We start from the raw sequence: 11,669 nt of genomic DNA on the forward strand, positions 1-11,669 counted from the left end.
GACGCCGCCCGTTGCAGGCGCAGCATGTCGTCCTCGAGTTGACGCTCGTGGATGGGCCGCGTGGGCACACCGTGCACGCCGCCGCTGTGGTGGGCGGGCAGGGGCGGGGTACCCGGGCTGGTCATGGCCTGGTCATCCGGGCGCCGAACAGCTTCTTCCACTGCTCATAGGCGGCGCGCTCCTGCTCGTCATCGGCCAGGTCAACCGCGCGTTCGGCGATAGCTTGGGCCTGGGTGAGCGCGTCGGCGGCGAGCCGCTTCTGGGTGGCGTTCATGACCGCGTTGACATCGCCGCCAAGGCCTGCAGGGTCGGGCCAGACGTCAAAGATGCGTTCGGCGGCGGTGGCCAGGAACATCACGATCTCGTCCTGGTAGCGGCCGAACGGCGGCTTGCTCATTTCCAGCGCCATGACCTCCAGCAGGAACGAGGGCGCCACCGGCTCGCCCAACTCCCGGTTGATCCCCTTGATCATCTTGACGAATGGCACGTACTTGCCGCCGCACTCCTCGTTCTTGACGATGCTGAGCTCATGGTGCTGCTTGGGGTTGGTCGCCAACCAACTACCAGCCGAGGGGTTGGGGATGAAGTAGCCGCCGCCTTGGCGTGCGAAGGCCGGCACCACGTCGATCGACATGACCTCGTCGTCGGGGCCGTAGGGGATAACGACCGCCATGCCGTCGCGGCGGGCGTCAGGCCACTTGCGGCGCAGCAGCGTCTCCAAGGCGTCGATCACCTGAATCGGTGCCTGCTCCCTGAAGGGGCCCTGTGGACCGTCGAGGTCGATGACGACGAAGATGTCGATGTCCTTGAGCTTTTTGGTCTTGGTGTCACGGCGGTAGCTGCCGGTCAGGAAATCGTCGGTCAGATGCCAGTGCTTCTTGACGAAGTCGCGGATGGCTGCGTGCCGTGCCTTGGCTAGGTCTTGTTCGGTCTGGGTGATCTCCAGGTTGTCGCCTACGAGGTAACGCGCGCAAAGCCGCCCGGGGAGACTTTGAAGGAGAATCTGGATTTCCTGGGCATCAGCCAGGCCGATCTGGCGCGGCGTGCAGGGATCTCTATCAAGCACATCAACCAGATCGCGCAGGGCACCGCTCCCCTTACGCCGGAGACCGCGATCCTATTGGAGCGCGTCCTGGATGTCCCGGCCGATGTGTGGAATTCTTTGGAGGCGAACTGGCGCACCCAGGAACAACGTCGGCAGGATACCGAGATCCTGCAGCAGCAATTGTCATGGCTGGACAGATTCCCCCTGCGGGAACTTGTTGCACGCGGCATCATTCCAAACCGAGCCAAAACTGTCGACAACCTGCGTCTTCTTCTAGAATTCCTGGGGGTCGGCACGCCAGAGGCGGCGGAGAACGTTTGGGGAAGCTACAAGGTTGCCTTCCGCCGGTCCACAACAAAGACGCCTGACGAATACGCTACCGCGGTCTGGCTCAGCCTCGCCCTGCGCTCCGCCCGACAGGTCGAGTGTGAGCCTTACCGTCGCGAGACCCTCGTGGCCCTCATCCCGCAACTACGCGCTCTTACCCTGACCGAACCGAAGCACTGGCTCGCCGAACTCCCGAAAATTTGCGCACAAGCGGGTGTTGCCGTGGTTTTCGAACCCGCCATGCCAAAGACACATCTATCAGGCGCTACCCGTTGGTTGACTCCCGATAAGGTCATGCTTGCACTCAGTGACCGATTCAAGAGAATCGATCAATTCTGGTTCGCCTTCTTCCATGAAGTCGGGCATATCGTTCTGCATGGAAAACGACTGACCTTCCTTGACGACAACCCGGCCGCCCAGGGCGACTTCTCCTCCGAAGAGGAGGAAGCCAATAAATTCGCCGCCGACACACTCATCCCCTCCACTTACGCGGAGCAGTATCGGAAACTCAGTGAACGTCCGAAACCTTTCAGTAACATCGAAAGGTTTGCCGACCTTGCGCGGATCGCCCCCGGGATCGTCGTCGGGCGTCTGCAGCATGAGCGCCGGCTAAAGTGGAGCGAGGGCCACAGGCTGCTCAGCTCCGTCGACTTTCAGGCGCACAGACCCGCCGGGTGAACGTTGCCAACTGATGGTGCACATGACCGACCTATGGTCGGGTGACCTCGCGTGGTCGCGCCCTGTTGCGAGAACGCATCTCCCAGGCACAGCGTCTGCGGGCCGAGGATCTACGCCCACCGGCCGATCCCCGCACCTGGACCCTGGCGATCTCCAACTGGCCGGCTCGGTCGAACTGTGGGCGGGGCTCGCAGCACTGCTGGGCATGCCGCACGTCGCGGCCGTTGTGCAGCTGTTGAAGCTCGCTCGGTTCGTCAAGCGGTGGACGAGCTGGCTCGGCTGGGCGGTCAGCACTCTCACGAGGAGGGCCGCGGCCCGCTCGGCCTACGGCGGGGCGTGCGAGTCCGCCAGCTCACCGGACACGCTCGAGGTGATCGGGCGACTGCGGGAGGCATTCCAGCAGGCGTGCGAGCAACAGGAGAGAGGGGTCTCCGCTTCCTGGCTGGTGGACCAATGGCACCGTCTCCTCGGAGGGCCCTGGAGGACTTCCTCGCCTCGGACGGAACGGCGGAGGAGCAGACCGCAATCCGACGCAGCCTCATCCCGGGCGTCGATCCCGCGCTCGTCGAGCAGATCGAGAACTTCGATCTCGATGGGCAGTTAGTGAACCGGACCCTGCGGTGCTACCAGGTGTTCGGTGCCAAGTTTGCGTTGGGTCGGGCGGGGGTTGCTGGGGGACGACATCGGGCTCGGTAAGTCAGTCGAAGCCATCTCGGCGACCGCGTGCCCTACTTCGGCCGGGGCCGGGCTGTGCGCCAGCCGAACCGGACGCGCTCGATCTGTTCTGAGTGCTGTCGTTGGTGGGCGGTGCTCGCGGGTTGCTCAGTGACCGGGACTGCGAAACCGCCTGCGGTTGAAGGACTCTGGCACGGCGGGCTGGGACACGCGGGCACGTGACGGAGACCGATGTCGTCTGCGCAGGTCGCCGGGGCAAGCGTGTTATGTTTTAGGTGCGGACCCGCCCCACACTCGTGGACCAGCGGGTCTAGCTTTCTTCTGCGCCCGGAGCGCTCGGGCGAGGAAGCGGCGCGTCAGGACAGGAAGCCTTCCGCCCCTGCGAGCGGGTCACCGTGCGGCGGTCGGCGTGTGAGCCACACCCCGTGAGTCCCACGGCCATCACCGTCCCCGACCTCGCGTACGCCTTGGACGACGTACCCTCCACGGCGGCCGCCGGCACCGGCTCGGCTCCGCCCCCGGGCCGCGTGAGGGATGCAGCCTCTCCCCGCATGGCACAGCAGTGTCGTGCTCACATTTGCCGACGGGCCCGAAACCGTGGACATCACGGGCACGTGAGCCGAACGGCCGAGGCCTGCGTTCCCGAGGCGCTCTCGGCGCGGAAGCGAAGCCCCGCAGCATCCGACCTTGCCTGCCCGCACCCGCGTACCCCGGGAAGATGGAGCTGACTCAAGAGATACCGGGCGCAGGGGGCAACGACGCATCCAGCCGTCCCGCCCTCGGCGAAATCCGCGTGGGGGTGGGCGAGGTGCGCGAAAGCGGTTCGGCGCCGCGACGCGCACCTGGGGTACCCGCCGGCACCGCAAGGCGACACACCATGCCATATCCGCGCGCATTTCATGCCGACAAATAACAACCCCATACCTCCGATTACTCCGATAACCAGCAAAAGCATCGAACCATCCTGGTGAGGGCGTAGTCGAATGAACCTCCTCCGGCCGGTTCGACAAAGAGCCCGCAATACCTTCCTGCAATTGGATTAGCAGGCAGCCGGTCAGGCAACGCTGATCATCGCCGGTTCCTGGGTCTCAGCGGCAAGGGGGCAGATGGTGACAGAGCAGGTCGGCGGACCGGAGACCGTGGTCGCTTCTTACACGCCCGCCGAGAACCCGCCGGGCTGGCGGCGGGTTGCCGGTGAAGTGCGCCTGGCCGTGGCGACCGCGTTGCCGTTCACTCGCTACTCTGCGGGCGAATTGATGGTGGTGTTGTCCCAACTGGCGCTGTTCGCCGACGCCGAGGGGCAGCCGATAAGAGCCGACTTGTGGCTCACCCGCGAGTACATTGAGCGTTTCATCCTGGTGGGATGCGCGCACCTGGGTGAGGCATCCCGGGCAAACTACCGCTCGAAGCTGCTGCGGTTGCGTGAGGCGCTCTTCGGAGGCGTTTGCGCCACGGGCGCCCCGGCGCGCCTCTCAGGGTCCGTGGCGTCCTGCCCTTATACCCGCGCTGAGCAGGTCTCCTTGTGGACCTGGGCGTGCGGCCAACCCACTGACGAACTCCGCGACGGTCTGGCGGCCCTGATCAGTCTCGGGCTCGGGTGTGGCCTGGGATCCAGTGAGATCATCCCATTGCGGGCGGGCGATGTGAGCGTCCGCGGAACGGCCGACGGCGGACACGACCAGCCGACGGTGGTCGCGGTGCGCGGCAGGCGCTCCCGTCTGGTGGTGTGCCGGCGCCCCTGGGAGTCGATCCTGGCCGGCCTGGCCACCCGCGGGGACACCGCGGACTGCTTCCTGTTCCGACCCCGTGCCGTCAGGCGGGGCGGCAATCTGGTCACCAACTTCGTGTCCCGCGCCCAGCCCTCCGCGGGCACTCCGGCGCTCAGGACGAGCAGACTCCGCGCCACCTGGCTGGCGTCGTTGGTCGAGGCCAGGCTGCCACTCAAGGTCATCGTCGCCGCAGCGGGACTGGAAACCCTGCACGGACTGTCCCGCCTCATGCCGCACATCGGTGCCGTGGAGATCTCGGAGGCGGCCCGCCTGCTGCGAGATGTGCCATGACAGCCTCACGGGCCCGACAGAAGTTTCCCTCCATCGCCGACAAGGGTGTGCGTGTATCGGATACCCGTCCACACAGAACTTTCATCACATTATGCACCATCCCGGAACAAAACAGACCCAAGATGTCGCCCGCCGACGACACACGCGAAAATTTCGGGCGCTATGTCCGCACCGCGGAGGAGGTAACCAGATGACAGCGAGGATCGACCCGAAGGACGGCGCGACACAGGCAAACCAGGCCGTGACCTGCGTCGTTATACTTTGCGGCGCTTCTGTGGGACATCTCGGCCGAATTTCCCACCTGGAGATCACTGGAAACGGTAGGTTTCTGCCCCATGAGCCAGTGGGGTTTCCAGGCGGTGGCAGCCGACCCAGTACAGGCCCTGATCGACCTTCAGGCCGAGGAGGCCGAGACTGAGCAACGGCTGGCCGAGATCAAGAAGAAGATCAAGTTCGTCAAGCGGCTCGTGGAGACTCAGCAGAACTGGATGCAAGTCTTCGGTGGCGAACCCGCCTGGGCCCCAACCCTGGCCTCCAACCCGGGCTCCAGCCAGGATCCGGGTCCTGATGACGATCACCTGCAGTCGGCCCAGCCGGTCGGAGATGAAGGAATAGCAAACGGCAGTGAGCCAGCCGGCGAGACCGAGCCGGGCAGCGAGACCGAGCCGGGCGGCAGCCGGCAGAAGTCCTCGAAGGAGACGCCTGCCGGCGCACATCTTCCACCTCGTCGGGTCCAAGTCCTGAACCTGCTCGGCCAGGATCCCGCCTCTTGGTGGAAGGTCCGGGATGTCGCCGAGGCCCTGGAGATCGAGAACCAGAAGAGCCTGCGGGTCCTTCTCGACCAGCTCGCGCGCAAGGGCGCACTTGTCAAGGCGCCCGACGCCTGGTTTCGCTTCAACGACGGCTCGTCGGTACCCAAGCCCGCGAGCAATCCCAACGGCAATCATCAGGAGACGGTGATGTAGACCGCACCATGCGGCCCGTCGGCCGCAAATCAAGTGGCCGCCGCCGAGGCGCAACTCGGCGACGGCCGGTGACGAACCCATCCATCTGCTGGCGGCACCGTCACGCCTTCGAACATACCGTCATGCACACTCGTGCGGCGGCGTGTTTCGCGCATTTCGCCCTGCCGTCGGCCTTTGCATGCCCGCCTCCCGTGAAGGAGGCAGGAAAGGCCCCGATGCTCTTCGCTCTGCTAGGCCTGGTCGTGCGGGTCGGTCTGGTCCCCCACGTCTGCCTGCAACTCGCCCTGCACCGGCCAAAGACGCCAATCAAGGCTCTTCTCCAGATTGGCGACCGTCATGAGGTCCGGCCAGACCGTCCCCGCCAGTACGTTGGCGATCGTCTGCCGGTTCACTCCGCTCGCGCTCGCCAGACGGTTAGCACTCACCCGCTGCTTCAGCATGGCCTCGGCGAGCCGCCGGGAGATCGACTGGGCGACCGCAGCTGCGTGATGCTCGGCGAGAACGGCGTGCGGCCATCGGCCCGCCTCGACGAAATCGCGGGGGCGCCGAGCACGCGAGTCATCACGTACCACGCCGCTGCTCCCTTCGGTGCCTTGACCGGATCGGGGTCCGCCAGTGAGTGAGGAGGGGCTCCCACCCCCGGGCGTCTACTCCTGGTATCTGCTGATGCGGCAGAAGATCAACGCCTACAAGCCTGCGGGGCACAACCCCGAGTGGTCTCGGGTCGCCAAACTCGTCGGCGCCACGGTCGCCGCATGCGAGCCGCCAAACGCCCAGAAGGTCTCGGAGCTGATGGGCGCTTTGAGCAAGGTGGCAATGTTCGTCGAGGCGGAGAACACCAGACGAGCTCAAGAGGCCACGCAGGCCCGCAGAGCCCACCAAGCGAAACGCGGCATGCGGCGCCCAGACACCGCGCAGCCCGATCAGCCGGACCCGCGCCCCAGGCCCAACCCCGCCGAGTGGCTGTCGATCGAGACGATCGAGCGCTTCATCCGCTACGGCCTGCCCGGTGCCACCACATCGACCCGCGACAGCTACCGGCGGCGGCTGATGCAGTTGCGCGTCGGCACCATCGGTGATGGCCACGGCAGACTGATCAAGCTCTCGGATTCCAACCTTTACCGGCCCTACACGACGGTCGAGCAGAAGGAGCTGTGGTATTGGGCGCACAATCAGCCCACCAGACGTCGTGAGGCAGCCTGCAAGGTCCTGCTCTGCCTCGGGCTGGGCTGCGGCCTAGAGGCAGCGGAGATCTGCCGAGTGCGGGCGCACGACGTACACGTGATGAGCAACGGCGGCGTCACCGTGCGGGTCCGCGGACTCCACCAGCGGGACGTGAAGTGCCGCCGAGCGTGGGAGGCCCCGCTCGCCGAGCTGGCTGCCGACCTGTCGGGGCAGCCGACCTGGCTGTTCCTGCCGACCGTGGAGCACCGCAAGACCAGCCTGGTCAGCAGTCTTGTGTCCCGCGCCCGCAAAGCCCCCGACGCGCCGCCGGTCAAGCCCGTCCGGCTGCGCGCCACCTGGCTGGTCGACCTGATCGACAGCCGGGTCAGATTCGATGTCATCGCCAGTGCCGCCGGCGGCTCTCTGGAGATGCTGTCCGCGTTGCTGCCTTTCACCGCCCGCACCGACCCTGCCGAGGCGGAGCGGCAACTACGGGGCCTGGAGCCGTAACAGTGACCGACACCACCGGCCCCACACCCAGCCCCATGGGCAGCGGACCCGACGAACTGGGCGATGCCGCGCACCCCGCACGAGACCACGGGTGGGGAATCATCCGGGAAGACCGCGTCCAATTCAGCGACCTGCGGGTCCGCCGCGCTGCCGAGTTCGTCGAGAAGTGCGGCATCGCCGACGAACTCCAAGCCATGATCGCCAAGACGACCGGGCGGCCCCGGCTCTGCACCGTTCAGGGCCTGCTGGTCGGCATGACGCTGTGCTCGCGCCGCAACGGCAACGGTGCCGTGTTCTTCAACCAGGTCACCGACATCCTGCACTGGGCGATCCCAGAGGACTGGCGACACCGCTTCAAAGTGCCCGAGCGGCCCGACAACATCACCGGCTTCGAGGCCGCCTACGCGGTTGTCCGTCGCCTGTTCGGTGCCATCGTCAGAGCTCTGGACCCCTCTCCACTGCCCAAGAACAAACGCCTGACTCTCAACCAGGTCAAGGCCTACTTCGCCGGCGCCGACCCCGAACTGTTGCAGGAGCACCGGGAGGCTCTCACCCGCATCAGCAACCGCGTCGTGCAGGCTTCGCTGGCCTCCGTCGAGCAGCACCTGACGACTCTGTGGGACGGATCGGTCGGCGTGGACGCGACCCCGATCGAAACCTTCGCCCGCGGTGTGTCGGCCAAGAGGGACTACACCTCCACCGACCCCGACGCCGGCTACTACGTCCGTGAGGGCGACCACCGCGACCCCGACCTGACGCCATCGGCGCCGCGACCGCGCGGCCGCCGCCGGACCACGAGCAAAACACTGTGGGGTTACGACGCCACTTTGGCCGTCGCTCGCAATCCCCACCGTGACCCGCGACCCATGCCAGGCGGATGCGGTGACCCCGAAGTGCTTCCCGCACTCACCGTGGGCTTCATCCTCGATAAACCCGGGCACAGTCCCGGTCCCAACGGCATCGCGGTTCTCGAAGACATCCGGCGCCGCGGGCACCCCGCTGGAGACCTCGCCGCCGACGCCGCCTACAACAACTCCAAGCCCGAGGACTGGCAGGTCCCTCTGCGCAAGCTCGGCTACCGCCCCACCTACGACTACCGCATCGACCAACTCGGAAAGATCGACAGCATCCACGGCGCCAACCAGATCGAAGGAACCTGGTACTGCCCCTCGATGCCCACCAACCTCGTCGACGCCACCATCGACCACCGCCGCAACCCCGACGACCCCAAAGCGATCGACCAGGAAACCTGGCGTGCCCGTATCGACGCACGGGCCCAGTTCGCCCTGGCCCCCAAGGGCAAGCCCATCGACAACGGCCGACAGCGGTACATGTGCCCCGCAACAGCCGGCCGTGTCCAATGCCCGCTCAAGCAAGACAGCCTCGGCACCAACCCCAGCCTGCGCGAGGTCGACCCCTTCCCCAGCCCCGTTGGCCCGCCCAAGATCTGCGAGCAGACCAGCATCAGCGTCAACATCGAGGACGGCGCCAAGCACTGGCAGCCACGTCCCTACGGCAGCCCGGAATGGCAAGACATCTACGGGCGGCTCCGCAACACAGTCGAAGGCATGAACGGCTATGCCAAGGCCGACGCCTACGAAGGCATCGAGCACGGCGGCAACCGCCGTATCCGCGGTATCGCCGCCCAAACCCTCCTGCTGGCCTTCCAACTGGCACATGCCAACGAACGCAAGATCAACGCCTGGCTCGCCACGCTCCCCGGCCCCGACGGGAAACCCCACCGCCGCGCTCGGCACAAGACACGCAAGCCACGCGGCAGCTGGACGCCCACCGGGCACATCACCCCGCCGGCAGCCTGAGCCGTCGGCGCCCACGACGTCGGCACACCACCACAAACCGGACCCGAGGGCCGGGGTGCTCTGCTGCGCGTCCGCCCCTTCGGTCCCTGCGGTCACAGGAGACAGGCCTCCGTAACGACGAAGACCCCGGAGCTTGCCTGCTCCGGGGTCGTTTCGTCACTGTGGGGCTACGACTTTCGTCTGTACCCCCGAGTGGGCGAGGAGGGATTTGAACCCTCACATCCTTTCGGACACACGGACCTGAACCGTGCGCGTCTGCCGTTCCGCCACCCGCCCATGGGTGCCGTCCCGTTTCCGGGTGCTCGAAAAGGCTAGCACGTGCCGGGCAGTGGTTAGGTATCCAGATACTCCTAGCGAACCTTCGCACCGATACGATCGTCTACCAGTGGGGAAGGGAGGTGCCCGTGGGCGTCATTCAGCGCTTCGAGCGACGGCTGGAGGGCATGGTCGAAGGGGCCTTCGCCCGTGCGTTCAAGTCGGAGCTGCAGCCGGTCGAGGTGGCCAGTGCTGTGCAGCGCGAGATGGACGACAGGGCTGCGATCGTGGCGCAGGGCCGCACCCTCGTGCCGAACGACTTCGTCGTGGAGATCTCTCAGCAGGACGGGCAGCGGCTGCAGGTGTACGCCGACAGCCTGAGCCAGGAGCTGGCGAACCTCGCGCGCGAGTACGCGAAGGAGCAGGGGTACTCCTTCGTGGGGCCGGTGCGGGTGCGGTTCGAGAATGCGGGCGATCTCGCCACGGGAATGTTCCGGATCCGGTCGGGGGTGATCCGGGGCTCGACGGTGGAGGGCGGGGAGATCCGCCGGCCGGTGAGCGATGTGCCGCAGGGCGGCCGGGGCGGTGTCTTCGGGGGGCATCCGCGGCTGCTGGTGACGACGGCCGTGGAGGGCTCGGACACGACGCAGCGCACCTATGAGATCAATACGCCTGTCACTCTGCTGGGTCGCGGTACGGACTGCGACCTGCGACTCGTCGATCCGGGCGTGTCCCGGCACCATGCCGAGATCCGCGTAGAAGGTCCCGAAATCGCTCTCGTGGATCTAGGGTCGACCAACGGCTCGTTCGTGAACGGGCAGCCGATCCGGCGGGTCACGCTGGTGGACGGCTCCCGGGTGACGATGGGCCGGACAACCCTTGTGTTCCGCCGCGATAGGGAGTAACCCCGACTCCGATGTCCCCATTCACCCTCACGCTGATCAAGCTGGCGTTCCTCGCGGTGCTGTGGCTGTTCGTCATCGCGGCCGTCGGTGTGATCAGGGCCGACCTGTTCGGCTCGAAGGCCGCGTCGAAGGCGGCCGCGCGCCCGTCCCAGCCCCCGAGGTCCGCCCGGCCGCCGAAGCCGCCGCGGCAGCAGCGCAGCGCCCAGCACGGCGCCCCGACGAAGCTGGTGGTCGTCCAGGGGGAGCGGGCCGGCACGGTCATCGACCTCACCGGGGTGCCCATCACCATCGGCCGGGCGAATGACTCCACTCTGGTCGTGACCGACGACTACGCTTCGAGCCGGCATGCCCGACTTTTCGCGCAGGACGGTCAGTGGATCGTGGAAGATCTCGGCTCGACCAATGGGACGTATCTCGGACGCACGAAGGTGAGCCGGCCGATGCCGGTGCCGCCCGGCGTCCCGGTCCGTATCGGCAAGACCGTGATCGAGCTGCGCAAATGACCCTGGGAATCCGCTACGCCGCGCGCTCCGACGTCGGCATGCTGCGCGAGGGCAACGAGGACTCGGCGTACGCGGGCGCGCACCTGCTGGCGGTGGCCGACGGCATGGGCGGGCACGTCGGCGGCGAGATCGCGAGCGCCGCGGCGATCGAGGCGCTGCGCGCGCTCGACAAGAACCTGCCGGCGACGGAGCTGCTGGCCGCGCTCGAGCACACGGTCAAGACCGCGAACGACAACCTGCACCGCATCGTCGAGTCGGACCCGGCCCTCCAGGGCATGGGGACGACGCTGACGGCGATGCTGTGGGCGGGCAACCAGGTCGCGCTGGTGCACATCGGGGACTCCCGCGCCTACCTGCTGCGCGACGGCAGCCTGTTCCAGATCACGCACGACCACACGCTCGTCCAGTCGCTGGTGGACGAGGGCCGCATCAGCCCGGACGAGGCGGCGTCGCACCCGCAGCGGTCGCTGCTGCTGCGCGCGCTGGACGGCCGCGGCGAGGTCGATCCGGACCTGTCGCTGCGCGAGGCCGTGGTCGGCGACCGGTACCTGCTGTGCTCGGACGGCCTGTCGGGCGTCGTCACGGCGGAGACGATCTTCCAGGTGCTGACGGACGTGGACGACCCGGAGCAGGCCGTCCGGCAGCTGATCGACCTGGCGAACCGGGGGTACCAGCCCTGCCGGCCGAACTTCTCCAGGAACGCGAACGTCGGCACCGGCTCGAAGATCGCCGACCAGACGGTGTTGAAGTTGATCGCGGCGG

General features: G+C 66.9%; 10 protein-coding genes and 1 tRNA gene. 8 read left to right on the forward strand and 3 right to left on the reverse strand.

The window, feature by feature from the left end:
• Positions 1-121: 121 nt before the first annotated feature.
• Positions 122-1,066, reverse strand: a complete 945-nt coding sequence (locus AB0K34_RS44035; protein ID WP_364554472.1) for a CBASS oligonucleotide cyclase — start codon at positions 1,064-1,066, stop codon at positions 122-124.
• Here AB0K34_RS44035 and AB0K34_RS44040 point away from each other — a divergent pair.
• The 3 genes from AB0K34_RS44040 to AB0K34_RS44050 all read left to right on the forward strand — a co-directional run bounded on the left by AB0K34_RS44040 (position 992) and on the right by AB0K34_RS44050 (position 5,750).
• The gene (locus AB0K34_RS44040; protein ID WP_364554474.1) at positions 992-2,050 is read left to right on the forward strand and encodes a helix-turn-helix domain-containing protein; all 1,059 of its coding nucleotides are present in this window, start codon (positions 992-994) and stop codon (positions 2,048-2,050) included. The genes AB0K34_RS44035 and AB0K34_RS44040 overlap by 75 nt on opposite strands.
• A gap of 1,781 nt (positions 2,051-3,831) precedes the next feature.
• The gene (locus AB0K34_RS44045; RefSeq protein ID WP_364554476.1) at positions 3,832-4,785 is read left to right on the forward strand and encodes a hypothetical protein; all 954 of its coding nucleotides are present in this window, start codon (positions 3,832-3,834) and stop codon (positions 4,783-4,785) included.
• A 335-nt stretch (positions 4,786-5,120) separates the two neighbouring features.
• Positions 5,121-5,750, forward strand: a complete 630-nt coding sequence (locus AB0K34_RS44050; protein ID WP_364554478.1) for a hypothetical protein — start codon at positions 5,121-5,123, stop codon at positions 5,748-5,750.
• A gap of 230 nt (positions 5,751-5,980) precedes the next feature.
• Here the strand turns inward: AB0K34_RS44050 and AB0K34_RS44055 are convergent, their stop codons facing one another.
• Positions 5,981-6,322, reverse strand: coding sequence for a helix-turn-helix transcriptional regulator (locus AB0K34_RS44055; RefSeq protein ID WP_364554480.1), 342 nt, complete (start codon positions 6,320-6,322; stop codon positions 5,981-5,983).
• A gap of 94 nt (positions 6,323-6,416) precedes the next feature.
• On the opposite strand from AB0K34_RS44055, the gene AB0K34_RS44060 reads away from it, so the two are divergent.
• A complete protein-coding gene (locus AB0K34_RS44060; protein ID WP_364554482.1) occupies positions 6,417-7,424 on the forward strand; it encodes a hypothetical protein in 1,008 nt (335 codons plus the stop codon).
• A gap of 2 nt (positions 7,425-7,426) precedes the next feature.
• Positions 7,427-9,244: a hypothetical protein gene (locus AB0K34_RS44065; protein WP_364554484.1), complete on the forward strand. Its 1,818-nt coding sequence runs from the start codon at positions 7,427-7,429 to the stop codon at positions 9,242-9,244.
• A gap of 193 nt (positions 9,245-9,437) precedes the next feature.
• On the opposite strand, the gene AB0K34_RS44070 is transcribed toward AB0K34_RS44065, so the two are convergent.
• A tRNA-Leu gene (locus tag AB0K34_RS44070) sits at positions 9,438-9,520 on the reverse strand.
• Between the two features lie 128 nt (positions 9,521-9,648).
• On the opposite strand from AB0K34_RS44070, the gene AB0K34_RS44075 reads away from it, so the two are divergent.
• The 3 genes from AB0K34_RS44075 to AB0K34_RS44085 form a co-directional block, all read left to right on the forward strand.
• Positions 9,649-10,404 (forward strand): DUF3662 and FHA domain-containing protein, encoded by a 756-nt coding sequence (locus AB0K34_RS44075; protein WP_067627928.1) that lies wholly within the window; start codon positions 9,649-9,651, stop codon positions 10,402-10,404.
• Positions 10,405-10,415: 11 nt separating this feature from the next.
• Positions 10,416-10,907, forward strand: coding sequence for an FHA domain-containing protein (locus tag AB0K34_RS44080; protein WP_138641507.1), 492 nt, complete (start codon positions 10,416-10,418; stop codon positions 10,905-10,907).
• A partial coding sequence (locus tag AB0K34_RS44085; RefSeq protein ID WP_364554486.1) for a protein phosphatase 2C domain-containing protein occupies positions 10,904-11,669 on the forward strand: 766 nt, incomplete at its 3' end. The genes AB0K34_RS44080 and AB0K34_RS44085, both read left to right, overlap by 4 nt.

The organism is Actinomadura sp. NPDC049382, assembly GCF_040677125.1.
In the GTDB taxonomy this organism is placed as follows: domain Bacteria; phylum Actinomycetota; class Actinomycetes; order Streptosporangiales; family Streptosporangiaceae; genus Spirillospora; species Spirillospora geliboluensis.